Source organism: Streptomyces sp. NPDC053426 (genome assembly GCF_055585405.1).
On the sequence record NZ_JBVJKE010000011.1, the window covers coordinates 113,672 to 140,106 of the forward strand.

Below are 26,435 nucleotides of genomic sequence, written 5' to 3' on the forward strand. Positions count from 1 at the left end.
TCGTCGTCCCGCCTCGGCCCTCAGTGCTCGCAGAGGGAGAACTCCCGTTCGTAGAGCTGCTCGTTGTGTTCGTCGACGAAGAACTTGCGTTCCCGCATGAGTTCTTCGCGGTAGCCCCTGGCCTGTTCGAGCGTCATGGTCGAGGTGTCGGACCACGGTTGCTGCGGCGGCACGTCGGAGGTCGAGACGATCCTTTCCGACGGGTCGACCAGGAAGAACGCGAGAATCTTGCGATGTCCCGGGCGGGTGGGGTCCGCGAGGCGGAACGAGCCGACGCGGTGCTGCAGGACGTTCGGGAACGCCAGGCAGCGGCCCGCCGGGGTCGACGCCGCTCCCAGCACCTGGTTCAGCGCGTCCTCGTTCTCCAGGCCGTAGACCTCACGCATGCCGTTGTCGTCGTTCTGTTCGTAGCTCGGGTCGTCGAGCGCCGTCCGGAAGCTCAGCCGGCTCTCGGTGATGTTCTCGCTGTCCCAGTAGTAGATGCCGGTCGAGACGATCCGCTCGTTCAGCATGCCCTCGACGTGCCAGGAGCCGCCTTGGTACTCGGGCTTGTCCGGGGTGAGGTGGATGGTGGCGAGCTTGACGATGACCTGGAGACGACGGCCGCGCAGGTCGACCCGGCCGGAGTCGTCGGGCGGCTCGGGCGGGGTGAAGGCCGGGGCGTCCGGGACGACCGGGCGGCGGTTCTCCCACCACTCGTCCATGGCCGCTTCGTACGCGTCGTAGGCGTCGTCGTCATCGCCGTCGGGTTCGACCGGCTCGTCCGGGTCCTCGTCGTACCAGGAGTAGGGGTCGGCCTTGATCCGCAGGGGGCGCGGGTAGCGCAGATCGGTGAGCACGTTCTCCCACAGCGGGCGGAAGCGCGCGAACAGCTCCGGCAGCACGGCGGCCAGTTCGCGATGGGTCTCGGGGTGGACGTTGTTGACGTACGAACGGAAGACGACATCGCCGTCCTCGTCGACGTCGACGTCCGTGGGCAGCCACTGGAACCTCTCCGAGAACTCGTACTTCGAGTAGCGGTCCGTCGAGTTCCGCCAGGCCTCCTCGGGCGCCCCGCTCGCCTCTCTCACCAGGCAGAACAGTGAGGGATGCACCAGATCCAGCACCTGGCCGTCGGAGCCGGGATGCCAGTCCCGCTCCGCTTCGGGGACCTCCTCCAGCACCCGGACCGCCTCGCGCAACCGGGACCTGAGCCCGTCGTCGACCAGCGTGTCCGACTGCCACACCCCGTCGACGGCGGACACCTCGACGCCGGTTCGCCCGTCCCGCAGCGCGGCGTAATGCCGGAGTTCGTCGAGCACGTAACGAACCTGCGCCTCGGTGAGGCCCTGGGCGAGCGCTTCCCGCGTCCACCTGGCGACGATGTCGGCGTCGTTCATCTTGTCGAACCACCCGGGCTTCGCCCGGATGTGCGAGCTGCACTGCATCATCTGAAGTTCCCGCAGTGTCCGGGGCTTCGCGAACGATATGGAACGCGCAGCGTGAAAGGGCAGCGGGAAAGCGGACAGGTCAGACAATTTTCTTGGTCCCCCAGTCGGTGTGCGGTGGCGGGAAGAGTACTTCAGCGGACTGACACCGCAGCCGTGGTCGTGTGAGGCCCCGGTTCGCGCTCAACCGAGGACGAACGGAATCCTCTCGGCGAGGCCGCCGCCCAGCGCGGCCCTCTCCTCGGCGGTCGCCGTACGGCGTCCCGTACCGACCAGGAGTACGTCCGCGTCGGGGAGTTCGGCGGGGAACGCGGCACCGGCGATCTTCTCCAGGGCCGCGCGGGCCGCCGCGAGGGTTTCCGTGGGGGGCTGGGGGGCCGAGGGCAGGTGGGCGATCAGGTCCAGGTGGTGCAGGGTCCATTCGAGGACGTACGCGGAGAGGTAGTCGCCGGCGGTCAGGACCTTGTCCTGCGTGCTCACGCGGGCCGCCGGGTCGGCCAGTTCGGCAGCACGGCCGGCTGCGGAACCCACGTCGTCCAGGTGGAACTTGAGCAGGGCCGGGTCACCGTACGCGGCCGCCAGACGGGGGATCAGCGCGTCCAGGGGGTCGTCGCCGGTCGGGGGGTCGACCAGGTCCCAGTAGGTGGTCGCGTCCGCCGTCGGCTCGGTGTCGGCGGGGGTGACCAGGGTGATCAGGACGTCCTGGGCGTCGATGACCAGGTGACACACCAGATCCCGTACGAGCCAGCCGACGCAGCCGGAGGGGCGCTCGAAGTCCTCGTCCGGGAGGTCGGCGACCGCGGCGAGCAGGGCGGTCCAGGAGCGCGAGAAGTGGGTCATCACGACCATTCGGTTGTCGTCCAGGTCAGGAGGGCGGTGAAGGTGGCGGGGCGAAGGGGGAGGATCGGGCCCGCCGGGTTCTTCGAGTCCCGGACGGTGACGGTGGAGCCGGGAACTTCGGCGATCTCAACGCAGTTGCCGCCCTGGCCACTGCCGTAGCCGGACTCACGCCGGTTGATCTCCATAGCGTTCCTCCCTCACGCCCCGGATCAGTTCCGCCGAGTCCTTGAGCGGGAGTGCGGCAGCCTGCGGGTGATCGTAACGGAGCGAGCAGTCGTCCACGGTGTCCGGATTCGCGGTCGCCTCCGCCTCACCGCAGGAGCAGTCAGGCTCGGCGGCCCTCGGCACACCCTTCGTCAAGGGTGAGCGCTTTGCGCCGCTGGACCCACCCGGCGTGCGGGCGGGGCGCGAGCGCGCCCGGCGAGTACCGGCTCAGCCCGGAGTACGGTCCCTCACCGGCGTCGACGGCTCGCCGCCGAGTCCGGCGGCGGCCGTCGTCGTGCGGGCGCGCGGGCCCTGGAACAGGTACGTCAGGCCGAAGCCGGCGGCGACGACGACCGCGCCGCCGGCCGCGTCCAGGATCCAGTGGTTGCCGGTGGTGACGATCGCGGAGGCCGTGAACAGGGGGTGGAGGAGGCCGAGGGCCTTCATCCACGGCTTCGGCGCGATGACCGCGATCACCAGTCCGCACCACAGGGACCAGCCGAAGTGCAGCGACGGCATCGCCGCGTACTGGTTGGTGAGGTGGGTGAGGGTGCCGTAGTCGGGCTGGGTGAAGTCCTGGACGCCGTGGACCGTGTCGACGATGCCGAGGCCGGGCATCAGGCGGGGCGGGGCGAGCGGGTAGAGCCAGAAGCCGACCAGGGCGAGGAGCGTGGCGAAGCCCAGGCTCGCGCGGGCCCAGCGGTAGTCGACGGGGCGGCGCCAGTAGAGCAGGCCGAGGACGGTCAGCGGGACGACGAAGTGGAACGACGTGTAGTAGAAGTCGAAGAACTCCCGCAGCCAGCCGATCTTCACCACCGCGTGGTTGACGGCGTGCTCGATGTCCATGTGGAGCAGGCGTTCGAGGTCGAGGATCTGCCGTCCGTGTTCCTCGGCGCGGGCGCGGCCCGCCGAGTTGCTGCCACCGGTCACGGCGAGGCGGACCTGGGCGTACGCGGTGTAGGTGACGCGGATCAGCAGGACCTCGAGCAGGAGGTTCGGGCGGATGAGCACCCGGCGCAGGAACGGCAGCAGCGGGACGAACCCGAAGCGGGCCGGGACGGGCGGGGCGTACGGGGTCGGGACCGGGGTGCGGAAGTACGGCGAGCCGCGGGAGAGGAAGGGGGCCGCGGTGGCGGCGGCCAGGGCGGCCAGGAGGACGGTGTTGTCGCGCAGCGGGTGCAGGAACGCCATGTTCGGCAGCATCGTCTTCGCCGGCAGCGTCATCACCAGGACGACGGCGACGGGCCACACCAGGCGGTCGCGGGCGCGTCTGCCGGCCCGGCCGACGGCGGCGAGCAGCACCCACAGCAGTTGGTGCTGCCACGCGGTCGGGGCGACCACGATGGCGGCGCAGCCGGTGACGGCGACCGCGAGCAGGAGCTGGCCGTCGTGGGCGTAGCGCACCGCGCGGCGCAGGGCGAGGATCACGACGGCCGCGCCGAGCAGCAGGAAGAGGCCGATCTCCAGCGGGCCCCGGAGGCCGAGGCGGAGCAGGGCGCCGTGCAGGGACTGGTTGGCGAGGTCGTCGGCGGGACCGCCGAGGCCGGTGCCCGCCAGGTGGTGCACCCAGTAGGTGTGGGAGTCGTGCGGCATCGCGGCCCAGGCGAGCGCGGTGGCCGCGGCGAAGGCGACGCCCGTGGCGGCGGCGGCCCGGCGGCGGCCGGTGAACCACAGCAGCGGGGCGAAGAGGAGGAGGGTGGGCTGGAGGGCGGCGGCGACACCGGTCAGTACGCCGCTGACGCGCTGTCCCCGCGCGACGAAGCAGCCCAGCAGGACGAGCAGGACCGGGATGATGCTGGTCTGGCCGAGCCAGAGGGTGCTGCGCACCGGCAGGGACAGCATGAGCAGGCTGATGGCGACGGGCCCGGCGAGGATCGCGGTGCGGCGGCCGACCGGCCGGGGCAGGGCGCGGGCGGCGATCAGTCCGAGGGCGACGACCAGGAGCAGGGTGCCGAAGGTCCAGCCCCAGCCGAGGGCCTGTTCGGCGGGGCGGGTGAGGGGTTTGAGGACGAGCCCGCCGAAGGGGGTGCCGGTGAACCGGGTGGAGTCGTAGAGGGAGCCGCTGACGTGCAGGACGCCCTCGGGGCCCACCCAGGTCTCCAGGGCGGTCAGCCGTTCCCCGCTCGGTGTGGTGAGGACGACGGCGACCTGGCGTGCGGCCAGGACGGCGGCCAGCAGCCACAGGGCCAGGCGCGCGGCGCGCAGCCGTGCCCGGGTGCCGTCGGCGGCCGTCGCCCCGGGAGTCTCCGTCGGTCGCTCACTGTGCTCCGCGTTCGCCACGCCTCGCCGACCTCCCGCCCCGTTTCGCTCCGCGCGTCCCGTGCGTGGGGATTCGCTCCGCGAACCCGGTGAGGCTCGCCCACCCCTGGACAAGGACGCGGGGAACCGCGGCCCCACCTGACGTCATTCTCACTTTTGTCCGGATGACGATAGTCCGTGGGGGATCGCGTTGCCCGCGAATGACGCGAGAAGGGTCACAACGGACCATCGGGCGGGGCGCATCCGCGCGGGGTCGCGCCCCTGCGCACACCACATTTATGTGCAGTGTGCAGCCATTTGCACACCGTCCGTGGAAGGGCCGAGTGCGCCTATCGTCGTCCCCTTCGGACCGCCCGACAGCGCCGCCGCGCGGACCCGCCCCTGTCCCCGTCGAAAGGTAGGCGAGCGAAGTTTTGACGACTGCCACGGTCGCCGCTCCCCCGTCCCCGCGGAAGGCCTCGCCGGAGTCCGGCGCCGCGCACACCTCCGCCCCCACCGTCACCGACCCCGCGCTCGTCCGGCGCGCCGTGAAGGCGGCGGCGCTCGGCAACGCGATGGAATGGTTCGACTTCGGTGTCTACAGCTATATCGCGGTCACGCTGGGCAAGGTCTTCTTCCCCTCGGGCGACCCCACCGCCCAGCTCCTGTCCACGTTCGGCGCCTTCGCCGCGGCCTTCCTGGTCCGTCCGCTCGGCGGCATGGTCTTCGGCCCGCTCGGCGACCGCGTGGGACGGCAGAAGGTCCTCGCCCTCACCATGATCATGATGGCGGCGGGCACCTTCGCCATCGGCCTGATCCCGTCCTACGCCGCGATCGGCGTCGGCGCCCCGGTCCTGCTGCTGGCGGCCCGGCTGGTGCAGGGCTTCTCCACCGGCGGCGAGTACGCCGGCGCGTCCACCTTCATCGCCGAGTACGCCCCCGACAAGCGGCGCGGCTTCCTCGGCAGCTGGCTGGAGTTCGGCACCCTCGCCGGGTACATCGGCGGCGCGGGCCTGGTCACCCTGATGACCGCGCTGCTGTCGTCGGACGACCTGCTCTCCTGGGGCTGGCGGATCCCGTTCCTGATCGCGGGCCCGATGGGCATCGTCGGCCTCTATCTGCGGATGCGCCTGGAGGAGACCCCGGCGTTCGCGGCCGAGGTCGCCAAGGCCGAGAGCGAGCGCCCGAAGGTGCCGCTGCGGGAGATGGTGACCGGCCAGTGGCGCGCGCTGCTGCTGTGCGTGGGCCTGGTGCTGGTCTTCAACGTCACCGACTACATGCTGCTGTCGTACATGCCGAGCTACCTCACCAGTGAGCTGGGCTACGACGCCACGCACGGCCTGGTCGTCGTGCTCGGCGTGATGGTGCTGATGATGATCGTCCAGCCGTTCGCCGGCGCGCTGACCGACCGGGTCGGCCGCCGCCCGGTGATCGCGGCCGGCTGCGCCGGGTTCCTGGTGCTGTCCGTGCCGGCGCTGCTGCTGATCCGCGACGGCGGTCTGCTCGCGGTCGCCGTCGGCATGGGCGCGCTCGGCCTGCTGCTGGTCTGCTTCACCGCCGCCATGCCGTCCGCGCTGCCCGCGCTGTTCCCGACCCGGGTGCGCTACGGCTCGCTGTCGATCGGCTTCAACGTCTCGGTGTCCCTGTTCGGCGGCACCACCCCGCTGGTGGTCACGGCCCTGATCGGCGCGACCGGCGACATGATGATGCCCGCCTACTACATGATGGCGGCGGCCGTGATCGGCGGTTTCGCGGTGTGGCGCATGGCCGAGTCGGCGGGCCGCCCGCTGCCGGGGTCGGCGCCCTCGCTGGAGGCCGAGGCGGCCGGGACACACCGGGAGAACGCCTGACGGGCGGCGGAGGCGCGGCGTATCTTCGTCAGCGGCACTAGTTAGGCTAGCTAACCAGCCGTACGGAAGGTACAGGTGCATGAGCGAGTCGCAGCTCTGGCAGAAGGTGGACGACTACTTCACCGGCCGCCTCCTGCCCGACGCCCCCGACGACGCCCTGGCGGCGGCCCTGCGCGACAGCGACGCCGCCGGGCTCCCGCCGATCGCCGTCTCGGCCCTGCAGGGCAAGCTGCTCCAGCTCCTCGCCCAGTTGCAGGGGGCCAGGAACATCCTGGAGATCGGCACGCTCGGCGGCTACAGCACCATCTGGCTGGGCCGCGCCCTCCCCGCCGACGGACGGCTGATCTCCCTGGAGTACGACCCCGGCCACGCCGAGGTCGCCGTCCGCAACATCGCCCGCGCGGGGCTCGACAAGCAGGTCGAGGTGCGGGTGGGCGCGGCGCTGGAGTCGCTGCCCCGGCTGGCCGACGAGAACCCGCCGCCGTTCGACGTGGTCTTCATCGACGCCGACAAGGTGAACAACCCGCACTACGTGGAGTGGGCGCTCAGGCTGACCAGCGCGGGCAGCCTGATCGTCCTCGACAACGTGGTACGCGGCGGCCGGGTGGCCGACCCGGACAACACCGACCCGGACGTGCTGGGCACCCGCGCCGCCCTCGACCTGATCGGCGGCCACCCCCGGCTGAGCGGTACGGCGATCCAGACGGTCGGCGCCAAGGACTACGACGGCTTCGCGCTGGCCCGGGTGCTGGCCTGAGCCCGTGCTCCCGGGCCGCGTGTCTCAGACCTCGTGGTAGAAGCCCACGTTGACGCTGCGCGGGGCGGTGCGGTCCTGGACGACGACCTCGCCGCTGCCGCCCCGGGGCAGCGCCACGGTGCCGCCGTAGGCGACCGGGTGGGCGTACTCGCCGATGGTCAGCCGGACCTCGGAGGACGGCTCGGGCAGGGAGCCGCGCAGCCAGGTCAGCTGCCAGGTCCCGTCCGGCGCGCACTGGAACTCCAGGTGGACCCGCGAGACGAACAGCCAGTCGTCCGGCGTGGAGAGCCGGCACAGGGACTTGTCCCGGCCCACCCGCAGCACGGTGCCCGGCTCGCTGGGCGCGTCGGCCATGAGCATGCCGGCCGTGGCACCCGCTTCCGCCGCGGACACCGCGGCCATGGTGAGTTCGAGCACGTGGGCTCCTCCTGAGACGTCCTGGCGGACCGGAGAGGCCCGGCCCCGCTGCCGCCGAATGATAAAACGCCCGGCTCCACGGCGTCCGGCACAATGGCCTCATGACCGAGCGAAAGCCACCCGGCGTCGACTTCGAGAGCTGGGTCGACAAGCAGATCCGCGACGCGGAGGCCCGCGGCGAGTTCGAGCAGCTGGCGGGGGTGGGCAAGCCGCTCCCCCGCGAGGTCGAGACCACCTACGACGAACTGTGGTGGGTCAAGCGGAAGATGGCCCGCGAGGGCTTCTCGGTGCTGCCGCCTGCGCTGGCCCTGCGCAAGGAGGCCGAGGACGCGCTGGAGGCGGCCCTCGCGGCGCCCTCGGAGCGGATCGTGCGGAAGATCCTCACGGAGATCAACGCGAAGATCAGCGACATGATGTTCAAGCCGCCGCCCGGCCCCCCGCTGGGCAAGAGGCCGTACGACGTCGAGGACGTCGTACGGCAGTGGCGGGAGCGCCGGGCGGCGGCGGGCGGGCCGGACGGCTCGGACGGCTCAGGCGTGTAGCAGTCGTTCCGCCAGCTCGCGGTAGTCCCGCAGGGCGAGCCGCAGTTGCTCGGTGTCGGTCGCGGACGCGGTGCCGCTCGTTTCGGCGCCGTCGGTCTGCCAGGACCGCCGCAGGGTACGGCGCCGCTCGGTCACCGCGTCCGTGAAACGCTCGGTGAGTTCCTCCAGCGCGCGATCGGCCTCCCGCACGGCGTCCCGCGGCGCGTCGACGAACCCGGCCACGGCGTGCTGCAACCGCGCCGTGAGCTCGTCGGTGTCGTCGAGCCGGAGGAGACGGGCGACGGGTGCCCGGTCGGCGTCGTGGTGCGTACCGGTGCCGGCGGGGGCGGGGGCGGTGGCGGTGGCGTCGGGCCTCGGGTGTGCGGCGGGCGGCGGGCTCTCGCCGCCGGGGGCTGTGCGGCCGGTTTCCTCACGGGCATCGAAGCCGCGGGCACCCGCGTCCGGGGCGTCGCCCTGAGCGTCGGGGGTGGTGCGGTGCCCCTCGACGGGCGGGGTGTCGCCGGGGCGTCGGGTCGCGTCGGTCATCGGTCAGCTCTCCTTCGCCTGGTGCCGGTGGAACAACGACGGTGTGCGGTGGCCGCGGCCGACGGCCGGGGACGTACGGTCGCCGTCCGCGCCGGCGCGGTGGCGTCCGGCCTCGTGCCGGGACGGGCGCACCAGTTCCTCGAACAGCGCGCGGGCCTCGACGACGGCCTCGCGCATCTCCTCCGTGCCCGCACCGGCGTCGTGCGCGCCGTTCGCGCGGGCCTGCGCCACCCGGTGCACGCGCCGGTAGCCCTCGACGTGGTGGGCGTGGTGCACGGACAGCGCGGCGAGCTGTTCCTCGTAGTGCCCGTCGGCGGGGAAGCCGCGGGCGGCGGCGAGTTCGGCGATCAGCCGGTCCGCCTCGGCGACCGCGTCGCGCGGCGCGTCGACGAACCGCTCCTGGACGGCCGTCCAGCGCACTTCGTACCTCTCCCGCTCGGCGGGCTCCAACGGCCGTACGCGCAGGTCGCCGTGGCGCTCCACGCGCTCGGCGAGCTCCCGCTCGGCGGCCTTGGTGTCCCCGTCGTGCCGGGCGACGGCACGGTCGTACTCGGGTCCGAAGCGCCGCTTCAGACCGGTGCCGTGCCGCGGGCCGCGGGCTCGCAGGGTCAGCACGGCCGCGGCGGCGACAACGACCGCGACAATCACGATCAACGCAATGATCAGGCCAGTGGACATGGATGCCTTCCGGGTTCTCGGCCGGACCGGCACTCCTCTCGAGCCGGTTCGTCCTCCGGGTTGCCCGAAGGTTCGCGCACAAACGGTTCGGGGCCGTCACGGTCCGCCACTGCTTATTCGCTTGCGGGCCGGCCGGGGGACCCGCCGAGAATGCGGGCATGGTGTGGACCGTGGCCCCGGAACCGTACGACTCCCCCGTCGCCGCCGCGCTGTGGCGGGCGTACTACACGGAGGTCAGCGACCGCTGGTACCTGCTGCACGAGGGGCGGCGGACCGCTCCCGAGGAACTGGAGCGGGAGATCGCCGCCGTGTCGGGGGCCGACCTCGCACCGCCGGAGGGTCTGCTGCTGGTCGCGCGGTACGCGGGTGAGCCGGCCGGCAGTGCGGGCGTCCGGCTGCCGGCCGGTACGACGGCCGAGCTGACCCGGGTGTTCCTGTACGCGGGGATGCGGGGCAGGGGCGGGGCGGCGCTGCTGGTGCGGGCCGCCGAGGACGCGGCCCGTGCCGCGGGCGCCACCCGGATGGTGCTGGACACGCGCGGGGACCTCGTCGAGGCGCGGGCGCTGTACGCCCGGCTCGGTTACACGGAGACCGGGCCGCACAACGCCGACCCGTACGCCGAGCACTGGTTCGCCAAGGAGCTGGGCTGAAGGGCTGAGCTGAGGGGCTGAGCTGAGGGGCTGGGTCGAGGACGCGCCTCACCCGGTCCGGGTCACCGCCCGTTCGTCGTGCGGGCGTTCGCTTTGGGAGCCGCACAGCTCGTCGTTCAGTTCGTGCACCAGCCGCACCAGGTCGGTCGGGCGGTCCGGCCCCCACCAGTCGCCGAGCAGCTCGGCCAGCGACTCCTCGCGGGCCCGCGCCAGCCGTTCCGTCACCTGGCGCCCCTCGTCGGTGAGCACCATGTCGAGGCCCCGGCGCACGGCGAGGTGCCGTATCTCCGCCTGGCGGGCGGCCTCGAGGACGACGTTCAGCGGGATGGGGCTGCGTTCGGCGAGCCGGGCCGGCTCCACCGAGCCGTGTTTCCTGATGCGCAGCAGCAGCCAGCTCGTCGCGGGCAGCAGGTCGTAGCCCGCGCGGTCGGTGATCTTCCGGTAGATCTCGCGGCGTCCCTCGCGGGTGCCGAGCACCGACAGCGCGCGGCACACCTCGTCGTACGAGGACCGCTCGACGGGGTTGCTGGCGAGCGTCTCGGTGACGTCGGGCGCGGTGACCGAGGCGCGCAGCCGGTCCTCCTTGAGGAACCAGGCCAGCGCGAACCCGAGGAGGGCGATGGGCACGGCGTACAGGAAGACGTCGGTGATGGCGGTGGCGTACGCGTCGAGCGCCGGCGGGCGCAGGGCGGGCGGCAGGGCGGCGATGCCGCGCGGGTCGGCCTCCAGGGAGTCGGCCGAGACGCCGGGCGGGAGCCGCGTTCCCCGGAAGGCGTCGGCGAGCTCGCTGCCGAGGCGGCTCGCGAAGATCGTGCCGAAGATGGCGACGCCGAACGAGGCGCCGATGGAGCGGAAGAAGGTCGCGCCGGAGGTGGCGACGCCGAGGTCCTCGTAGGGGACGGCGTTCTGCACGATCAGCACCAGGACCTGCATCACCAGGCCGAGTCCGAGGCCGAAGACGAAGAAGTAGGCGCTCATCTCGGCGGTGGAGCTGTCCGCGTCGAGCTGGTGGAGCAGCAGCAGTCCGAGGGTGGTGACGGCGGTGCCGGCGATCGGGAACACCTTCCAGCGGCCGGTGCGGCTGACGATCTGGCCGGAGCCGGTGGAGGACAGCAGCATGCCGGCCACCATCGGCAGCATGTGCACGCCGGACATGGTGGGGGTGACGCCTTGGACCACCTGGAGGAAGGTCGGCAGATAGGTCATCGCGCCGAACATGGCGAAGCCGATGATGAAGCTGATCACGGCGGAGAGCGTGAAGGTGCGCACCCGGAACAGCTTCAGCGGCAGCACCGGTTCGGCGGCCCGCCGCTCCACCGCCACGAAGGCCACGGCGAGCAGCGCGCCGAGCACCGCGAGCCCGATGATCTGCGGCGACGCCCACTCCCAGGTGGTGCCGCCGAGGGAGGCGACCAGCACCAGGCAGGTGGCGACGGAGGCGATGAGGAAGGTGCCGAGGTAGTCGATGACGTGCTTGGTCCGCCGGCGCGGGATGTGCAGCACCGCCGCGATCACGGCGAGCGCGACGATCCCGACGGGCAGGTTGATGTAGAACACCCAGCGCCAGCTCAGGTGCTGGGTGAACAGTCCGCCGAGCAGCGGTCCGAGGACGCTCGTCGCGCCGAACACCGCCCCGAACAGGCCCTGGTAGCGGCCGCGTTCGCGGGGCGGGACGAGGTCGCCGACGATCGCCATCGACAGCACGATCAGTCCGCCGCCGCCCAGGCCCTGGAGCGCGCGGAACGCGATGAGCTGGGGCATGTCCTGCGCCGCGCCGCACAGCGCCGAGCCCACCAGGAAGATCACGATGGCGGTCTGGAAGAGCTTCTTGCGCCCGTACTGGTCGCCGAGCTTGCCCCACAGCGGGGTCGCGGCGGTGGAGGCCAGCAGATACGCGGTGACCACCCAGGACAGGTGCTCCAGGCCGCCCAGTTCGCTGACGATGGTGGGCAGCGCGGTGGCGACGATGGTCTGGTCGAGGGCGGCGAGCAGCAGGCCGAGCAGCAGGGCGCCGATCGAGACCACGACGTTCCCGGACACGTGCTCCCGGTCGCCGCCGTCACGGCCGCCGGCGTCATGACCGCCGGCGTCACGGCCCGGTGGTCCGGCGCCGGGTGCGGGTCCCGCGTTGCTCACCCTCGGCGTCGTACGGCGCGCGTCCCCGGCCATGAAGACCTCCACAGAGAACTGGTTCCCTAGTCCATCGTGATCGGTGTGACCTGTTATGGCCTGTTGAGTCCTCCCGGAATTTTGGATTCCGGGGGCGCGCGGGCGGGACTGTGAAGAAGATCTGCATAATCTCTGGAGTTCGCGAGGGGAGGGACGAACACGTGGAACAGCCGAACGGAAACCCGTGCCCGGAGTGCGGCGCACCCAGAAACAGCGACAACACGCCGTCGTGCGCCTGCACCGTCCGCGCGTCCGACGCCCTGCGCGACGCCCGTACGGCGGAGGCGGCAGCCGCGGAGGACTTCGATCCGCTGCGCATACGGCCGTACGTCGAGCTGGACGGCGGGGCCGGGCGGAGTACGCCGGACGGGCCGACGGAGGCCGCCGGCGCGGCGGGGACGTCCGCTCCGGCCGCGGAGGAGCCCGGCGCCCCGGGGGCGGCCGACGAGACCATGCCCCTGCGCGCCGTCCCGGCGGAGGCGGCGCCCGGCGCGGCGGACTCGACGTCCGTCCTGCCGACGCCGCTGGCGCCCGGGACGGCCCGGCCGAACGCCACCGATCTGCACCTGTTCGACACCACGCGGCCCCTCGCGGCCGTCCCCGCCGCGCCCGGCCCGGCGCGCGCCGACGAGAACCCGCCGCGCCGGCGCCGCCGCGGGGCGCTGTTCGCGGTCGCCGGGGCCGTGGTCATCGTGGTGGGAGCGGCGGGATGGGCGAGCGGAGTGTTCTCCTACGAGACGCCGTCCCGGGACGACGCGGCGCCGAAGGACGTCAGGGCGAGCGTCCCGGACCCGTCGTCCTCCTCGCCCTCCGCGGAGCCGTCGACCAGCGCGTCCTCCGCCGCGCCGTCGTCGTCCGCCTCTCCGTCGGCCTCCCCGTCGGCGAGCGCGAGCGCGTCGGCCTCGCCGTCACCGTCGGCCTCCACCACGTCGGCGAGCCCGTCGACGTCCGCCGAACCGTCCTCGACCCCGACGACCACGGCACCGACCGACTCCGCCGAGGACACGGAGGAGGGCGAAGGCGACAGCACCGGCCCGGTGCTGCGCCGCGGCGACCGCGGTCCTGAGGTCTCCGAGCTCCAGCTCCGCCTGAGGGAGGTGTGGCTCTACAACGAAGACATCAACGGCCAGTTCAACCACCGCGTGGAGGAAGCCCTGCGCAATTTCCAGTGGCGTTGGGGCCTCCAGTCCGAACTGAGCGTCTACGGCCCGGAAACCCGGGCCCGCCTGGAGGCGGAAACCCAGGAGCCGTAACGCCCCTGCACCCGCGCAGGGCCACACCGGCCCGCACGACGCCCACGGCAGGCGGGAGAGCACCCGGCCCGCCGCCCTGCGAAGCCTCGGAAGCCGCTGCGGACGAGGCCCGCGCGGGCCACAACCGGCCCACACGGCGTCCACGGCAACGGGGAGAGCACCCGGCCCGCCGCCCCACAGAGCCTCGAAGGCCACTACGGACGGGGGCCACGCAGCGTCCACAGCGACCGGGAGAGCACCCGGCCCGCCGCCCCACGGGGCCTCGGAAGCCGCTGCGGACAGGGCTCGCGCGGGGCGGCAACCGGGCCGGAACCACACCGGACCGCACGGCGCCCGCGGCAACCGGAAGGGGCTCCGCGAAGCCTCGGAAGCCGCTGCGGAGCAGGCCCGTGCGCGTCGCGGTCGCCCGCGCCCCGGGTCGTATCGCGACCGGGCACGTCGGGTGGATCGGGTACGGGCCGCGCCCCGGACGCGCCCGGAGCCGGAAGCCCGGGCCGTGAGGGCACGGCCCCCTGAGACCTACTCCGTGATGTGCAACCGGATCGTGCCGTCGGCCGCCGCCTCCACCCGTACCTGCGTCAGGTCGCGTACGAGCGCGTCCGGGGTGTGGAAGCCGGCCCGGGGGCCGATTCCCACGACCCGCATCCCCGCCGCGCGGCCCGCGGCGATACCCGCGCCGGAGTCCTCGAAGACCACGCAGTCGGCCGGGTCGACGCCCAGTTCCGCCGCGCCCTTCAGGAAGCCCTCGGGGTCGGGCTTGCTCGCGCCGACGGACTCCGCCGTCACCCGCACGTCGGGCTGCTCGAGGCCGGCGGCGGCCATCCGCGCCGTCGACAGGGCGACGTCGGCGGAGGTCACGAGCGCGTGCGGCAGCCCCTTCAGGGAGGTGAGGAACGCGCGGGCGCCCGGCACCTCGACGACGCCCTCGGTGTCCGCGGTCTCCTCGGCGAGCATGCGGGCGTTGTCGGCGTGGTTCTGTTCCATCGGGCGGCCGGGCAGCAGCAGGGCCATCGAGGCGTATCCCTGGCGCCCGTGCACGACCTTCATGACCTCGTCGCCGTCGAGCCCGTTCCGGTCGGCCCAGCGCCGCCAGACGCGTTCGACGGAGGCGTCGGAGTTGACGAGGGTGCCGTCCATGTCCAGCAGGAGGGCGCGGGCGGTGAGTACGGCGGTGGCCGTCATCGGCAGCTCCAAGGCGCGGAGGAGGGGGCTTCGGGCGGGGTGGCCCGGGGGACAGAGTGACCCCGCCCGCCGGTCAGGGGAAACGGGCGGGAGCCACTTTGTTCATCCACGGTACAAAACAAACCCGGCATCCCGCCACCTCCTTCGCCGACCGTTCACCGAGGTTTCGGCCCGCCGTCACCGCGCGAGGCCCGCGCGGCGGGGCCTCACCCGGCGATCGCCTCCCACAGGCTCCACACGCCAAGACCCAGCATCAGCAGCGCCGCGATCTGCGTGATCAGCTTGAGCGGAACCCGCTTCATCAGCGCCTTTCCGCCGACGATGCCGAGCCCGGCGACCGCCCACAGCGCGAGCACCGCGCCCAGGCCGACGGAGAGCGGGTCGTCGTAGCGGGCGGCGAGGTTGGCCGTCATGATCTGCGTCAGATCGCCGAACTCGGCGACCAGGATCAGCATGAACCCGGCCCCGGAGACCTTCCAGAAGGACTGGTTCTCCGGCTTGCGGACCTCCTCCTCGTCCTCGCCCTTCTTCATCAGCAGCACCGCCGCGCCGCCCAGGAAGAGCACACCGGTGATCGCGTGCACGATCTGCTGCGGCAGCAGCGTGAGCACGCTTCCGGCCGCGACCGCCAGCACGACGTGCAGCGCGAAGGCGGCGGCGACACCGGCGAAGACGTAGGAGGCGCGGTAGCGGGTGCCGAGGACGAGGCCGGCGAGCGCGGTCTTGTCCGGCAGTTCGGCGAGGAAGACGACGCCGAAGACGACGGCCGTCACGGTCAGACTGATCAACGGTTCCTCAATCGGTCGGGACTGCCCCACCGAGAGTGCTGCGCGATTCCACGGGACACCTCGGCACGGCAGCACACGCGGCACCCGTGCCGTACGGCACGGGCGTGCACTGCTTGCCGAAGGTCTCGCTGGGCGGCCTCGCGTCACGAGGCCCGCCTCCGGGCGCCGGCTCAGGCGAGCTGAGCAGTATGTCGACGGTCCGGCGAAGAGCTACTCCCCTTCTGCGCCGTCCATGGTACGCGAGGTCCGCGCCGGACCTCGTACGCGGAAATTTCACGCCTGAACCATAGACGTGTCATGCACGCGTCATTAGCTTCTTACCGGATCCACCCCTCCCGGCCACCCGGCGTGCCGAGCATTCCCCTGTCCGCACGTCAACGGCCCCACCCCACAAGGGAGTTCGCATGCCGAAGTTCTACGCGCGTCGACAGCTCAGCATAGTCGCGGCGCTCACCGGACTCATAGCCTCCGTCGGCCTGTTCAACGGACCGACCGCCTCCGCCGCCCTCCCCACCCCGGTCAGCGCCGCCACCGCCCGCGGCTACCTCGCCGCCCTCGACGTACGCACCGAGGACCGCACCGGCTACGACCGCGACCTCTTCCCGCACTGGATCACCCAGTCCGGCACCTGCAACACCCGCGAGACCGTCCTCAAGCGCGACGGCTCGGGCGTGGTCACCGACTCCTCCTGCGCCGCCACCCGCGGAAGCTGGTACTCCCCGTACGACGGCGCCACCTGGTCCGCCGCCTCCGACGTCGACATCGACCACCTGGTCCCGCTCGCCGAGGCCTGGGACTCTGGCGCCGACTCCTGGTCCACCTCGCGCCGCCAGTCCTTCGCCAACGACCTGACCCGCCCGCAGCTCCTCGCCGTCACGGACAACGTCAACCAGTCCAAGGGCGACCAGGACCCGGCCACCTGGATGCCGTCGCGCTCGGCCTACCGCTGCACCTACGTCCGCGCCTGGGTCCAGGTGAAGTACTACTACGACCTGTCGGTCGACTCCGCCGAGAAGTCGGCCCTGCAGAACCACCTCGCGAGCTGCTGAGACGGACCCGCGAACCGCCGAGACGAATTGCCGGGTGCGCAAATCTCCCCGGCGGCCTCCGTCGCTGCGTACCGTACGGGGCGACGGAGGAAGGGGTCACCATGGCCGGACTGCGGCTCGGACCACTGCTGAGGTACATCGACGGCTCGTCCGCCACCCTCTGGGTCGAGACCGGCCACCCGGGCACCGTCGAGGTGCGCTGCGCGGACGGGACCGGCGGGACGGCCGGCACCTTCCGCGTCGCCGGTCACCACTACGCGCTCGTCCACGTCACCGGCCTCGCACCGGGCACGGCCACCCCGTACGAGGTCTTCCTGGACGAGACCCGGGTGTGGCCGCCGGCCGAGGACCCCTTCCCGTCGCTCCCGCCGTCCGTCATCCCCACCCCGGGACCGGACGACCGCATGCGCATCGCGTTCGGCTCCTGCCGCTGGGCCTCGCCGCCCACCGGGGAGCCCGACCCGGTCGGCCCGGACGCCCTGGACGCCCTGGCGAAGCGCATCGCCGCCGACCCGGACGGCGAACGCCCCGACGTCCTGCTGCTCCTCGGCGATCAGGTGTACGCCGACGAGACCTCCGACGCCACCCGCGAGTGGCTCGCCGCCCGCCGCGACCTGGACGAGCCCCCGGGCGGCCAGGTGGCGGACTACGAGGAGTACACCCACCTCTACTACGAGTCCTGGCTCGACCCGCAGGTGCGCTGGCTGCTGTCCACCGTGCCCACCTGCATGATCTTCGACGACCACGACGTGATCGACGACTGGAACACCTCCGCCTCCTGGGTCTCCGACATGCGCGCCACGTCGTGGTGGCGCGAGCGGGTGCTCAGCGGCCTGATGTCGTACTGGGTCCACCAGCACCTGGGCAACCTCTCCCCCGCCGAACTGGAGGCCGACCCGCTGTACGCGTCCGTCCGGGCGGCCGACGACGGCACCGACGCGCTGCGCGCCTTCGCCTCCATGGCCGAGGCGGACGCGGCCACCGTGCGCTGGAGCTACCGGCGCGACTTCGGCCGGGTGCGCCTGGTGATGGTGGACAGCCGCGCGGCCCGCGTCCTGGAGGAGGGCCGGCGCTCCATGCTCGACGCGGCCGAGGCCGACTGGCTGCGCGAACAGGCCCTGGAGGAGCGCGGTTCCTACGACCACCTGCTCATCGGCACGTCCCTGCCCTGGCTGCTGCCCCATCTGGTGCACGACGTCGAGGCGTGGAGTTCCGTGCTGTGCCGGGGCGACAAGGGCGCCCGCTGGGCGCGGCTCGGGGAGAAGCTGCGGCGCGGGGCGGACCTGGAGCACTGGGCGGCCTTCCCGGAGTCGTTCGGCGACCTGGCGGAGCTGATCGCCGAGGCCGGTACGGGGCCGGATGCGCCGGCGACGGTGTGCGTGCTCTCCGGGGACGTCCACCACGCCTATGTCGCCGAGCCGAGCTGGCCGGACGGCACCGGCCCGGACTCCCGGGTGGTGCAGCTGACCTGCTCGCCGGTCCACAACTCCATTCCGCTGTCGATGAGGCTCGGCTTCCGCGTGGGCTGGGGCGGGGCCGCCCGGCTCCTCGGCCGCCTGTTCGCGCGGCACGGCCGCCTCGGCCCGCCGCCGGTCACCTGGCGCAAAACGGGCGGGCCCTGGTTCGGCAACCAGCTCATGACGCTGACGACACAGGGGCGTTCGGCGGTGCTGCGCCTTGAGCACGCGCAGCAGGAGGAGACCGGGACGCGGCTCAGGAGCGTGGCGGAGACCCGGCTGAGCCGGTGAGGAACGGAACCTGTGAGTCGCCTGTGAACCATGGTGCGGATTCGGTCACGCCGATGGTCATGGCGGCGGGGCGAACGCCGTATTGACCGGCGGGTGCGGGCGCCTGAACAGTCGAATCAGGACAAACCCAAGGGCTAAATGTTGAACTTGCAAGTATGAGTTAGGGACACCTAACGTGGGGAGTCGACTCGGTTCCGTCCCCTGGACCGGCCCCACCCGGGGCCGGCCTGACCGAAGGAGACCCCCCACATGACCGGACGCCTCAACAGCGCCCAGCCATATGCCCTGGGCATGTTCCGCATCGTCGTCGGACTGCTCTTCGCCTGCCACGGCGCCGTGGACCTGCTCGGCCTGCTCGGCGGCGCGGACGGCAACGGCGGCACCGTCGAGACCGGCACCTGGCCCGGCTGGTACGCGGCCCTGATCGAACTCGTCGGCGGCACCCTGGTCCTGCTCGGCCTCGGCACCCGCGCCGCCGCGTTCATCTCGTCCGGCGCGATGGCCTACGCGTACTTCAAGGTCCACCAGCCCCAGGCCCTGTGGCCGATAGAGAACAGCGGCGAGGGCGCGGCCATGTACTGCTGGGCCATGTTCCTGCTGGTGTTCACCGGCTCCGGAGCGCTCGGCCTAGACCGCCTGTTCACCAAGCACTCGTCGGCGAACGGCGAACGGGAGGCGGAACGGACCCCGGTGACGGCCTGACCGTCCTCCCCACGGGCGCGCACGAGCGCACGGGGCGTACGAGCCCACGGGGCGCACGGGTGCCCTCCCCGCGCAAAGGGGGGAGGGCACCCTTCCCCTTTGCGCGGGGAAAGAGAAAGGGAACGTCGGGCGCCGACCGCACGAACCCCCCGTGACCTTTCTGTCACTCACCGGGCGTACGCTGTATGGCTGTCATCGGCCACTCCTGCCACTCCTGCCGCTCCCCGCGTCAGCGCGGCACGGCGCGGCCCTGCGGGGGAGCCACGGGGAGTTCGGGTGGAAAGTCTGGGGTCGCTGGTCGGCAGCCCATGGATCTATGCGGTGGTGGCCCTCTCGGTCCTGCTCGACGTGTTCCTCCCGGTCCTGCCGAGCGGAGTACTGGTGATCACCGCGGCCACGGCGGCGGCCGCGGGCACGGCGACCGACGTGCCCGACATCCTGGTGCTGACGCTGTGCGCCGCCACCGCCTCCGTCCTGGGCGACCTGGTGGCCTACCGCCTCGCCTGGCGCGGCGGCGCCCGGCTGGACAGGGCGATCGCCCGTTCGCGGCGGCTGAAGAGCGCGCAGGAACGTCTCGGCGCGGCGCTCGCCCGGGGCGGCGGCGCGCTGGTCGTCCTCGCCCGCTTCGCCCCGGCCGGACGCTCGGTGGTCTCCCTCGGCGCCGGCGCCGCACGCCACCGCGCCCGCGACTTCCTCCCCTGGTCCGCCCTGGCCGGGCTGTCCTGGGCCACGTACAGCGTGGCCCTCGGCTACTTCGGCGCCCACTGGCTGGGCGCGACCTGGCTGGCCACGGCGGTATCGGTGGGCGCACTGTTCGCAGCGGGCGCAGGCGCGGGCTACCTGATGCGCCGCCGCCCACGCCCTTCGGAAGCCTCATAGCCCCCAACCGCGAGCACTCGCACCGCTGGGGCAGCACCCGTCCACCCAGCTGCGGGCAGTCGTGCCGCTGGGGCGGCACGGGTGGGCGCAGCGGCACCCCGCAAACGCCGGGCCGCGCAACACCCCCCGCCCAGCCCTGACACCGGCACCGGCACCGGCACCGGCACCGGCACCGGCAAGGCCCTACCCCGCCGCCCGCCGCGCCGCGCCCCCACGCACCTCCAGCCCGTCCAGCAACTCGGCCGTCGCCAAGGCAACCGCCTCCACCGCCCGTTCGAACACCTCACGGTTATGGGCGGCCGGCGCCCGAAACCCGGACACCTTCCTCACGTACTGCAGGGCGGCAGCCCTGATCTCCTCTTCCGTGGCCTCCTCGGGCTGCACGGGCGGACGCAGGGTCTTGATACTCCGGCACATGCCCTCAGTCTGACGCGCCCTCTTGGTAACTCGCTACCCAAAATCGAACAGGCGTATCATTGGGCCGTGGCTGCGACCTACGATTTTCCGAGTGACCTCCTCGCCGGTCAGGAGGAACTGCGACAGGTCCAGGGCGAGTTGTCCGCCCTGCTGAAGCGGCTCCCCTGGTCGGTCGAGCCCCTCGACGGCTTCAGCGACGACAACGGCTGGCGCAAGATCGAGCGCCCCGCCTCACCCGGCTGGACCGCCGACGAACAGGCCGAGGTGGAGAAGCTCCGGCAGCGGGAACACGAGCTCGCGGTGTTCGTCAGCACCCACCGCTACTGGGCCGAACTCACCGGCGCCGACCGCATGCACGCCCGCTCCCGGCTCAAGCACGCCCGCGAGGACACTAAGGAGCCTTCGTAGGACGGGCGGAATGACCAGACCGGACCGGGGAGGCACAACGACAAGGGCCCCCGGAGCAACTCCGGAGGCCCTGTGTCCCGGTGGGCGCGGACGGTTTCGAACCGCCGACATCCTGCTTGTAAGGCAGGCGCTCTACCCCTGAGCTACGCACCCGGGACCCGGGCCGTGCGCCCAGGTCGAGTCGACAGCCTACATGGCCGGGGGCACGGACCGGCACACCCCACCGGCGATCACCGGGGGATATCCCCACCCCGGATCCGCCAGCCGCCCGGATCCCCCCGCGGGCTCCCCGTCCGTACGGTCGAAGAGCGCCCGGACACCGCCGGTGAGCGCCACCGTCCGTCCCAGGGGGAGACCGTCATGACCCGCACCACCACCCGTACCGCCCGGATCACCGGCCCCGCCTCCGGCCGCCGTGCCGCGTGGACCCGCGCCCTCGCCCTCGCCGGGTCCACCGTGGTGATCGTCGCGGGCGTGAGCGCCTGCGGGGCGTCGGCCTCCGACGACGACGAACCCGACCACAGGTCCTTCGGCCTGCCCGGCAGGACCCTCACCATCGACTCCGACGACTCCGCCCTCGAGATCGTCGCCTCGGACGAGAACCCCTCGGGCAAGATCGGGGTCACCCGGTGGTTCCAGGGCACCGTCGCCATCGGCACGGACCCGGAGGTCACCTGGTCCATGGACGGCGACCGGCTGGTGCTGCGGGAGAAGTGCTCCGGGATCGTCGCCGACTGCTCCACCAAGCACCGCATCGAAGTGCCCCGCGGCGTCTCCGTCAAGGTCGAGGAGAAGGACGGCAGCGTGCGGGCGCGGGGCTTCCGCGACGCGCTGAGCATCCGTACGACGGACGGTTCGGTCCGTGTCACGGACTCCACCGGGCCGCTGGAACTGCGCACCGGTGACGGGTCCGTGCGCGCGGAGGTCTCCTCCCGTACGGTGCGCACCCACAGCGGTGACGGCTCGGTCCACCTCGAACTGGCCGCCGTACCCGACCTGGTGGACTCCCGCAGCGGCGACGGTTCCCTGACGATCGACCTGCCGCGGGCCTCCTACCGCGTGGACACCGAGACCGGTGACGGCGCCGAGGACGTGTCCGTGCCCCGCGACGACTCCAGCTCCCACGTGGTGACCGCACGCACCGGCGACGGCAAACTCACCGTCCGCACGGCGAACTGACCGACCCGTGTCTTCGTCCTCTACCGGTGGGAGAATGACATCGGGCAGGGCGAACGACAGTACGGGAGAGGGATGTGACGGCGACACCAGCGCAGCCGTACTCGCCGTCGGAGCCGCGCGTGCCTCGCGTGCGTCGTGCCGTGCCTCCTCCGCCTCCTCTTCCTCCGCGGCCGGGTGTCCGCCGGGCCCGCGGCGCGCTGCGGGACGTGCTCGCTCTCGTGGGGATGCCGCTGGTCGCGGCGCTGGTGCTGCCCGCCGCGTTCGCCGGGGGCGGGACGCGGCGCTGGTTCGGCGGGCGGGCCGAGAACCAGCGGGCCGAGGCACAGGCCGCCAAGGACGCGGCGGCCGCCGCCTTCTACGAACTCGACACCGCCCAGCGCGACCTGCGGATCTCCATCGAGACGATCACCGCGGTCGACGACTCCCCCGCCGCCCGCCGCGCCGTCGCCGACTTCGAGGCGCTCGGCCGGCGCATCGACGAGGCCAGCCACCGGTACATCAGCGCCGTCGACGCCCATGACCTGGACCGCGACGACCTGGAGGCCTCGGCCGCCTCCCAGGCCCGCGACCGGCTGACCGCCGCCAAGGACGAGCTCGGCCGGGTCAAGCAGGAGCTGGACCGGTTCACCGACGGGCTCGACTCCCTCCTCGGCAAGGCCGAGACCCAGCTCGCCCGGCTCGCGCCCGCCGTCGAACGCGCCCGGCAGACGCTGCTCGCCGCCTCGAACGCCCTCGACACCGCACGCGGATCGGGCCTGAGGGCCGACGACCTCGCCGCCCGGCTCGCCGCGCTCTCCCCGGAGCTGACCAAGCTGAACCAGGGCGCGGGGCAGCACGGCGTGCCGGGGACCCTGGAGCGGGCCGAGCGGGTCACGCGCGAGGCCGAGGCGGTCCGTGTCGAAGCCGACCGGCTGCCGGAACGGGCCGCCGAGATCGACCACCGGCTGGTCTCCCTGCGCACCCGCGCCCAGGCCCTCACCACCCGCTCCGAACAGGTCGAACCCGTCCTCAGCGAACTGCGCCGACGCTTCACCGCCGCCTGCTGGCAGGACCTGCAGCACGTCCCCGACGTCGCCTCGGAGAACGTGGGCCGGGCGGAAGCGAGACTCGCCGAGGCCCGGGCGGCCCGCGAGGAGCAGCGCTGGGCGGACGCGACCGCTCTGCTGTCGACCGCACGGGCGCTGCTGAACACGACCGACGAGGCGGTGTCGGCCGCCGGTGACCGGCTGCGGCGGCTGAACGCGGTGCAGAAGGACCCCGGGCAGGAGATCGAACGCACCCGGTTCGCCATCCGGGACGCCCAGCGTCTGGCCATGGCCGGCCGCAACACCCCCGACCCGCGCCACGCCCGCCCCCTGGACGACTCCGTGGCCCGTCTGGAGCGGGCCGTCGCCGGACTGGAGGGCCGCCATCCCGACTACTGGCACTTCCTGACGGAGACGGAGGAGGTACGGGCGACGGTGAGCCGTGTGGTGGCCCGGATCCGGGAGGAACGCGGCGGCTCCGCCCACTGACCGTCACAGGGCCGGCCGAGCCGGTTAACCTGTGCCCATGCCTCGCTACGAGTACCGCTGCCGGACCTGCGGCGACACCTTCGAACTGAGCCGCCCCATGGCGGAGTCCTCCGCGCCCGCGGCCTGCCCGGCGGGTCACGACGACACGGTCAAGCTCCTCTCCACGGTCGCGGTGGCCGGTACCGCCGCGGCCCCGGCTCCCCGCGCGGGCGGCGGTGGCGGCGGCTGCTGCGGTGGCGGCTGCTGCGGCTGATCCCCGCCGAGGGCCACGGCACCGGACGCCGGCCGCACGCCGGCCGCACGTCAGCTGCCGAGGTAGCGCAGCACCGCGAGCACCCTGCGTGAATAGCCCTCACCCCCTGTCAGTCCGAGCTTGTCGAAGATCGCGTTGGTGTGTTTCTCCACCGCGCTCTGCGAGATGTGCAGCCGCCGCGCGATGGCGGCGTTGGTGTGCCCCTGCGCCATCTCGGCCAGCACCGCCTGCTCCCTCGCGGTGAGGCGGGCGAGCGGGTCGGTGTGGGTCGTGCGGCCGAGCAGCTGCCGTACGACCTCCGGGTCGAAGGCGGCGCGTCCCTGCGCCACCCGCTCCAGGGCGTCCAGGAACTCGTCGACCTGGACGACACGGTCCTTGAGCAGATAGCCGACTCCTTCCGACTCACCGGTCAGCAGCTCGGTCGCGTACCGCTTCTCCACGTACTGCGAGAGCACCAGCACCCCCACGGACGGCCAGCGCCGGCGGATCTCCAGGGCCGCGCGCAGTCCTTCGTCGGTGTGCGTGGGCGGCATCCGCACATCGGCGACCACCACGTCCGGCGGGTCCTCGGCGACCGCCCGCAGCAGCAGTTCCGCGTTGCCGACCGCGGCCAGCACCTGATGTCCCTCCTCCGCCAGCAGCCGTACCAGGCCCTCTCTGAGCAGGGTGGAGTCCTCGGCCAGGATCAGGCGCATGGCAGCTCCGCGGTCACCAGGGTCGGCCCGCCCGGCGGACTGCGCACCTCCAGACGACCGTCGAGTGCGGCAACCCGGCGGGCGAGGCCGAACAGTCCGCTGCCCGTCGCGTTCGCACCGCCCTTGCCGTCGTCCTCGACACTCACGTACAACGCTCCTTCCTTCGATCCGACCTCGACCACTATCCGGGTCGGTGTCGCGTGCTTCACCGCGTTGGTGACGGCCTCGCAGACGACGAAGTAGACGACCGTCCCCACCGCCCGCTCGGGCTCCCCGGCGAGCCCGTACTCCACCCGTACCGGGACGGAGGCCCGCTCGGCCACCGTCTCCAGCGCCGCCCGCAGTCCTGCCTCGTCCAGCGTGGTGGGGTAGATCCGCCACGCCACCTCGCGCAGGTCGTCCAGGGCCTGCCGGCTCTCCCCGTGGGCCTGGCGCAGCAGCCGGTCCGTGCGGGCCGGGTCCTCGCTGCGCAGGGCGCGGCCGAGCAGCATGCCGAGCGCGACCAGACGCTGCTGCACTCCGTCGTGCAGGTCCCGCTCGATGCGCCGCCGCTCGTCGTTCACCGCGTCGACCACGGCCGCGCGGCTCGCGGACAGTTCGGCGATGCGCCGCTCCAGCGCGTCCTGGTGGCGGGGGCCCAGCAGGCGGCGGGCCAGCTTCCCCTCCAGCTCGGCCACGGCGAGTATCCCCTGCACGGCGAGGAAGAGCAGGAAGAGGCCGCCGAGGGACGTGTAGACGATCGACGCGGTGTTGCGTATGTCGTCGACCAGCAGCCAGAGGTACAGCCACGACGTGCCGTACCCGAGGCCGATCGCCACCGAGAGCATCACCACCGCGCCCAGGACACCCAGGGTCCAGCGGCAGGCCAGGTACCCCAGGGCCTGCGTGTCCTCGTACGCGGGTGAGGTGTGTGCTCTCAGCCATGTCCGCAGCCGGGTGCGGTTCAGTTCCGTCAGGCTCCGCGCGCCCGCGAGGACCGGGCGGAGCACGGCGCGACGGCCGCGCGGCCAGGCCACGACGAGCAGGAGGAGCAGGCCGGCCAGGAGTGTGTAGAGCAGCTCGACGACGGCCGCGGCGGCGCCCCAGATCAGCCCCACCGCGCACCGCGTCACGCGCCGCACCATGTCTCGCATGATCGCGAGGCTAGTCGTACGCGGCATGGGAACACACTGCGGAAAACCGCAATTGCGGCTGCGGAGTACCACAGGGCATCGTGCGGCTTTCCTCAGCGTTCCTTCAGCTCCGGTTCTCTAGCGTGGCAGGCATGACAGCCATCGCAGCGCACACGATCACAGCGGCAGCGGACGGGAGTGCCGGACCGCAGTGGGTCAACGACCTCATGGACGCCATGGGCGCCCCCGGGGCCGGCCTCGCCATCGCGCTGGAGAACCTCTTCCCTCCCATCCCCAGCGAGGTGATCCTGCCGCTGGCGGGGTTCGCCGCGAGCAGTGGGCGGATGGGTCTGCTCGCCGTGCTGCTGTGGACGACCGCCGGCTCGGTGATCGGTGCGCTCGCGCTGTACGGAGTGGGCGCGCTGCTCGGCCGGGACCGGACGGTGGCGATAGCGGAGCGGCTGCCGCTGGTGAAGGTCGCGGACATCGAGAGGACGGAGGCCTGGTTCCTGCGGCACGGGCCGAAGGCGGTGTTCCTCGGCCGGATGATTCCGCTCTTCCGCAGTTTCATATCGGTGCCGGCCGGTGTGGAGCGCATGCGGCTGCCGCTGTTCCTCGGTCTGACCACGCTGGGCAGCGCGATCTGGAACACCGTGTTCGTGCTCGCGGGGTATGCGCTGGGGGACAACTGGGAGCAGGTGTCGACCATCGTGTCGGCGTACTCGAAGGTGGTCCTCGGCGTGGCCGCGCTGGCCTTGGTGGCGTTCGTGGTCCTGCGGATGCTGCGCTCGGGCGACGGCCGCCGCCGTCGGCGGGACGGGCGAGCCGGCACGGACCGGATACGCCCGTCGCACCCGGCCGCCGGTGCCGATCACGCCGGCGGGGACGCACCCGCCCACGGGTACGACTCCGCCGACACGATGAGCCTGCGACGCCACCGCTGACGCCCCGGCCGCACG

Annotated in this window: 27 protein-coding genes, 1 tRNA gene and 1 pseudogene; 14 read left to right on the top strand and 15 right to left on the bottom strand. The window is 72.6% G+C overall.

What is annotated here, in order from left to right; genetic code table 11:
• Positions 1 to 20: 20 nt before the first annotated feature.
• The 5 genes and pseudogenes from ACZ62B_RS22835 to ACZ62B_RS22855 all read right to left on the bottom strand — a co-directional run bounded on the left by ACZ62B_RS22835 (position 21) and on the right by ACZ62B_RS22855 (position 4,751).
• On the bottom strand, positions 21 to 1,517 hold the full coding sequence (locus tag ACZ62B_RS22835) for a DUF4246 domain-containing protein (RefSeq protein ID WP_469691873.1): 1,497 nt from the start codon (positions 1,515 to 1,517) through the stop codon (positions 21 to 23).
• A 93-nt stretch (positions 1,518 to 1,610) separates the two neighbouring features.
• Positions 1,611 to 2,267, bottom strand: a complete 657-nt coding sequence (locus ACZ62B_RS22840; RefSeq protein ID WP_468878665.1) for a maleylpyruvate isomerase N-terminal domain-containing protein — start codon at positions 2,265 to 2,267, stop codon at positions 1,611 to 1,613.
• Positions 2,267 to 2,452: a DUF397 domain-containing protein gene (locus ACZ62B_RS22845; protein WP_344564859.1), complete on the bottom strand. Its 186-nt coding sequence runs from the start codon at positions 2,450 to 2,452 to the stop codon at positions 2,267 to 2,269. Before ACZ62B_RS22845 ends, ACZ62B_RS22840 begins: the two co-directional genes overlap by 1 nt.
• Positions 2,433 to 2,582: pseudogene (locus tag ACZ62B_RS22850) on the bottom strand (XRE family transcriptional regulator); the annotation flags it as partial. The gene ACZ62B_RS22845 and the pseudogene ACZ62B_RS22850, both read right to left, overlap by 20 nt.
• A 117-nt stretch (positions 2,583 to 2,699) precedes the next feature.
• Positions 2,700 to 4,751, bottom strand: a complete 2,052-nt coding sequence (locus tag ACZ62B_RS22855; RefSeq protein WP_469691875.1) for a bifunctional glycosyltransferase 87/phosphatase PAP2 family protein — start codon at positions 4,749 to 4,751, stop codon at positions 2,700 to 2,702.
• 392 nt (positions 4,752 to 5,143) lie between these two features.
• Between ACZ62B_RS22855 and proP the strand changes: the two genes are divergently transcribed.
• Both proP and ACZ62B_RS22865 read left to right on the top strand, forming a co-directional pair.
• Positions 5,144 to 6,559, top strand: coding sequence for a glycine betaine/L-proline transporter ProP (proP, locus tag ACZ62B_RS22860; protein ID WP_344564855.1), 1,416 nt, complete (start codon positions 5,144 to 5,146; stop codon positions 6,557 to 6,559).
• A gap of 79 nt (positions 6,560 to 6,638) precedes the next feature.
• Positions 6,639 to 7,316 (top strand): O-methyltransferase, encoded by a 678-nt coding sequence (locus ACZ62B_RS22865; RefSeq protein WP_344564853.1) that lies wholly within the window; start codon positions 6,639 to 6,641, stop codon positions 7,314 to 7,316.
• Positions 7,317 to 7,340: 24 nt separating this feature from the next.
• Here ACZ62B_RS22865 and ACZ62B_RS22870 read toward each other — a convergent pair whose 3' ends face one another.
• On the bottom strand, positions 7,341 to 7,733 hold the full coding sequence (locus tag ACZ62B_RS22870) for an FHA domain-containing protein (protein ID WP_344564851.1): 393 nt from the start codon (positions 7,731 to 7,733) through the stop codon (positions 7,341 to 7,343).
• A gap of 101 nt (positions 7,734 to 7,834) precedes the next feature.
• On the opposite strand from ACZ62B_RS22870, the gene ACZ62B_RS22875 reads away from it, so the two are divergent.
• A complete protein-coding gene (locus ACZ62B_RS22875) occupies positions 7,835 to 8,275 on the top strand; it encodes a DnaJ family domain-containing protein (protein WP_344564849.1) in 441 nt (146 codons plus the stop codon).
• Here the strand turns inward: ACZ62B_RS22875 and ACZ62B_RS22880 are convergent.
• Entirely contained in the window at positions 8,264 to 8,800 is a 537-nt protein-coding gene (locus tag ACZ62B_RS22880) for a hypothetical protein (protein ID WP_469691878.1), read from the bottom strand. The genes ACZ62B_RS22875 and ACZ62B_RS22880 overlap by 12 nt on opposite strands.
• A 3-nt stretch (positions 8,801 to 8,803) precedes the next feature.
• Positions 8,804 to 9,478 (bottom strand): hypothetical protein, encoded by a 675-nt coding sequence (locus ACZ62B_RS22885; RefSeq protein ID WP_344564845.1) that lies wholly within the window; start codon positions 9,476 to 9,478, stop codon positions 8,804 to 8,806.
• Positions 9,479 to 9,636: 158 nt separating this feature from the next.
• Between ACZ62B_RS22885 and ACZ62B_RS22890 the strand changes: the two genes are divergently transcribed.
• Entirely contained in the window at positions 9,637 to 10,128 is a 492-nt protein-coding gene (locus ACZ62B_RS22890) for a GNAT family N-acetyltransferase (RefSeq protein WP_344564843.1), read from the top strand.
• Between the two features lie 48 nt (positions 10,129 to 10,176).
• Here ACZ62B_RS22890 and ACZ62B_RS22895 read toward each other — a convergent pair whose 3' ends face one another.
• Positions 10,177 to 12,297: an MDR family MFS transporter gene (locus ACZ62B_RS22895; RefSeq protein ID WP_344564841.1), complete on the bottom strand. Its 2,121-nt coding sequence runs from the start codon at positions 12,295 to 12,297 to the stop codon at positions 10,177 to 10,179.
• Positions 12,298 to 12,458: 161 nt separating this feature from the next.
• Here ACZ62B_RS22895 and ACZ62B_RS22900 point away from each other — a divergent pair, with 161 nt between their 5' ends.
• Positions 12,459 to 13,550, top strand: a complete 1,092-nt coding sequence (locus tag ACZ62B_RS22900) for a peptidoglycan-binding domain-containing protein (RefSeq protein ID WP_469691880.1) — start codon at positions 12,459 to 12,461, stop codon at positions 13,548 to 13,550.
• A 519-nt stretch (positions 13,551 to 14,069) separates the two neighbouring features.
• Here the strand turns inward: ACZ62B_RS22900 and ACZ62B_RS22905 are convergent.
• Both ACZ62B_RS22905 and ACZ62B_RS22910 read right to left on the bottom strand, forming a co-directional pair.
• Positions 14,070 to 14,732, bottom strand: a complete 663-nt coding sequence (locus ACZ62B_RS22905) for an HAD-IA family hydrolase (protein ID WP_469691881.1) — start codon at positions 14,730 to 14,732, stop codon at positions 14,070 to 14,072.
• A gap of 206 nt (positions 14,733 to 14,938) precedes the next feature.
• Positions 14,939 to 15,520: a TMEM165/GDT1 family protein gene (locus ACZ62B_RS22910; RefSeq protein WP_085574683.1), complete on the bottom strand. Its 582-nt coding sequence runs from the start codon at positions 15,518 to 15,520 to the stop codon at positions 14,939 to 14,941.
• 404 nt (positions 15,521 to 15,924) lie between these two features.
• Between ACZ62B_RS22910 and ACZ62B_RS22915 the strand changes: the two genes are divergently transcribed.
• From ACZ62B_RS22915 to ACZ62B_RS22930, 4 genes are all read left to right on the top strand, one after another.
• Positions 15,925 to 16,569, top strand: a complete 645-nt coding sequence (locus ACZ62B_RS22915; RefSeq protein ID WP_344564835.1) for an HNH endonuclease family protein — start codon at positions 15,925 to 15,927, stop codon at positions 16,567 to 16,569.
• 101 nt (positions 16,570 to 16,670) lie between these two features.
• Positions 16,671 to 18,317, top strand: a complete 1,647-nt coding sequence (locus tag ACZ62B_RS22920) for an alkaline phosphatase D family protein (RefSeq protein WP_344564833.1) — start codon at positions 16,671 to 16,673, stop codon at positions 18,315 to 18,317.
• A gap of 249 nt (positions 18,318 to 18,566) precedes the next feature.
• Positions 18,567 to 19,019 (top strand): DoxX family protein, encoded by a 453-nt coding sequence (locus ACZ62B_RS22925; RefSeq protein ID WP_344564831.1) that lies wholly within the window; start codon positions 18,567 to 18,569, stop codon positions 19,017 to 19,019.
• A 276-nt stretch (positions 19,020 to 19,295) separates the two neighbouring features.
• A complete protein-coding gene (locus tag ACZ62B_RS22930) occupies positions 19,296 to 19,898 on the top strand; it encodes a DedA family protein (protein ID WP_344564829.1) in 603 nt (200 codons plus the stop codon).
• Positions 19,899 to 20,081: 183 nt separating this feature from the next.
• Here ACZ62B_RS22930 and ACZ62B_RS22935 read toward each other — a convergent pair whose 3' ends face one another.
• On the bottom strand, positions 20,082 to 20,315 hold the full coding sequence (locus ACZ62B_RS22935) for a DUF2277 domain-containing protein (protein WP_073935759.1): 234 nt from the start codon (positions 20,313 to 20,315) through the stop codon (positions 20,082 to 20,084).
• 66 nt (positions 20,316 to 20,381) lie between these two features.
• Here ACZ62B_RS22935 and ACZ62B_RS22940 point away from each other — a divergent pair, with 66 nt between their 5' ends.
• Positions 20,382 to 20,723, top strand: a complete 342-nt coding sequence (locus tag ACZ62B_RS22940; RefSeq protein ID WP_344564826.1) for a hypothetical protein — start codon at positions 20,382 to 20,384, stop codon at positions 20,721 to 20,723.
• A gap of 81 nt (positions 20,724 to 20,804) precedes the next feature.
• Here the strand turns inward: ACZ62B_RS22940 and ACZ62B_RS22945 are convergent.
• A tRNA-Val gene (locus ACZ62B_RS22945) sits at positions 20,805 to 20,876 on the bottom strand.
• Positions 20,877 to 21,083: 207 nt separating this feature from the next.
• Between ACZ62B_RS22945 and ACZ62B_RS22950 the strand changes: the two genes are divergently transcribed.
• From ACZ62B_RS22950 to ACZ62B_RS22960, 3 genes are all read left to right on the top strand, one after another.
• A complete protein-coding gene (locus ACZ62B_RS22950) occupies positions 21,084 to 21,902 on the top strand; it encodes a DUF4097 family beta strand repeat-containing protein (RefSeq protein WP_469691883.1) in 819 nt (272 codons plus the stop codon).
• Positions 21,903 to 21,976: 74 nt separating this feature from the next.
• Positions 21,977 to 23,416, top strand: coding sequence for a hypothetical protein (locus ACZ62B_RS22955; RefSeq protein WP_344564823.1), 1,440 nt, complete (start codon positions 21,977 to 21,979; stop codon positions 23,414 to 23,416).
• 37 nt (positions 23,417 to 23,453) lie between these two features.
• Entirely contained in the window at positions 23,454 to 23,669 is a 216-nt protein-coding gene (locus ACZ62B_RS22960) for an FmdB family zinc ribbon protein (protein ID WP_073935763.1), read from the top strand.
• A 50-nt stretch (positions 23,670 to 23,719) separates the two neighbouring features.
• On the opposite strand, the gene ACZ62B_RS22965 is transcribed toward ACZ62B_RS22960, so the two are convergent.
• Entirely contained in the window at positions 23,720 to 24,364 is a 645-nt protein-coding gene (locus ACZ62B_RS22965) for a response regulator transcription factor (protein WP_073935764.1), read from the bottom strand.
• Complete coding sequence (locus tag ACZ62B_RS22970) at positions 24,355 to 25,497, bottom strand: sensor histidine kinase (protein WP_344564820.1); 1,143 nt, start codon at positions 25,495 to 25,497, stop codon at positions 24,355 to 24,357. The genes ACZ62B_RS22965 and ACZ62B_RS22970 overlap by 10 nt, the downstream gene beginning before the upstream one ends.
• Before the next feature lie 131 nt (positions 25,498 to 25,628).
• On the opposite strand from ACZ62B_RS22970, the gene ACZ62B_RS22975 reads away from it, so the two are divergent.
• Complete coding sequence (locus tag ACZ62B_RS22975) at positions 25,629 to 26,420, top strand: DedA family protein (protein ID WP_468724926.1); 792 nt, start codon at positions 25,629 to 25,631, stop codon at positions 26,418 to 26,420.
• Positions 26,421 to 26,435: the final 15 nt, after the last annotated feature.

Excerpts from the sequence above, each read along its gene's own strand:
- ACZ62B_RS22875 (WP_344564849.1), top strand. The coding sequence starts at position 7,835 with ATGACCGAGCGAAAGCCACCCGGCGTCGACTTCGAGAGCTGGGTCGAC.
- ACZ62B_RS22920 (WP_344564833.1), top strand. The coding sequence starts at position 16,671 with ATGGCCGGACTGCGGCTCGGACCACTGCTGAGGTACATCGACGGCTCG.
- ACZ62B_RS22935 (WP_073935759.1), bottom strand. The coding sequence starts at position 20,315 with ATGTGCCGGAGTATCAAGACCCTGCGTCCGCCCGTGCAGCCCGAGGAG.
- ACZ62B_RS22915 (WP_344564835.1), top strand. The coding sequence starts at position 15,925 with ATGCCGAAGTTCTACGCGCGTCGACAGCTCAGCATAGTCGCGGCGCTC.
- ACZ62B_RS22880 (WP_469691878.1), bottom strand. The coding sequence starts at position 8,800 with ATGACCGACGCGACCCGACGCCCCGGCGACACCCCGCCCGTCGAGGGG.
- ACZ62B_RS22890 (WP_344564843.1), top strand. The coding sequence starts at position 9,637 with ATGGTGTGGACCGTGGCCCCGGAACCGTACGACTCCCCCGTCGCCGCC.
- ACZ62B_RS22960 (WP_073935763.1), top strand. The coding sequence starts at position 23,454 with ATGCCTCGCTACGAGTACCGCTGCCGGACCTGCGGCGACACCTTCGAA.
- ACZ62B_RS22905 (WP_469691881.1), bottom strand. The coding sequence starts at position 14,732 with ATGACGGCCACCGCCGTACTCACCGCCCGCGCCCTCCTGCTGGACATG.
- ACZ62B_RS22840 (WP_468878665.1), bottom strand. The coding sequence starts at position 2,267 with ATGACCCACTTCTCGCGCTCCTGGACCGCCCTGCTCGCCGCGGTCGCC.
- ACZ62B_RS22895 (WP_344564841.1), bottom strand. The coding sequence starts at position 12,297 with ATGGCCGGGGACGCGCGCCGTACGACGCCGAGGGTGAGCAACGCGGGA.
- ACZ62B_RS22865 (WP_344564853.1), top strand. The coding sequence starts at position 6,639 with ATGAGCGAGTCGCAGCTCTGGCAGAAGGTGGACGACTACTTCACCGGC.
- ACZ62B_RS22970 (WP_344564820.1), bottom strand. The coding sequence starts at position 25,497 with ATGCGAGACATGGTGCGGCGCGTGACGCGGTGCGCGGTGGGGCTGATC.
- ACZ62B_RS22845 (WP_344564859.1), bottom strand. The coding sequence starts at position 2,452 with ATGGAGATCAACCGGCGTGAGTCCGGCTACGGCAGTGGCCAGGGCGGC.
- ACZ62B_RS22965 (WP_073935764.1), bottom strand. The coding sequence starts at position 24,364 with ATGCGCCTGATCCTGGCCGAGGACTCCACCCTGCTCAGAGAGGGCCTG.
- ACZ62B_RS22950 (WP_469691883.1), top strand. The coding sequence starts at position 21,084 with ATGACCCGCACCACCACCCGTACCGCCCGGATCACCGGCCCCGCCTCC.
- ACZ62B_RS22975 (WP_468724926.1), top strand. The coding sequence starts at position 25,629 with ATGACAGCCATCGCAGCGCACACGATCACAGCGGCAGCGGACGGGAGT.
- ACZ62B_RS22885 (WP_344564845.1), bottom strand. The coding sequence starts at position 9,478 with ATGTCCACTGGCCTGATCATTGCGTTGATCGTGATTGTCGCGGTCGTT.
- ACZ62B_RS22925 (WP_344564831.1), top strand. The coding sequence starts at position 18,567 with ATGACCGGACGCCTCAACAGCGCCCAGCCATATGCCCTGGGCATGTTC.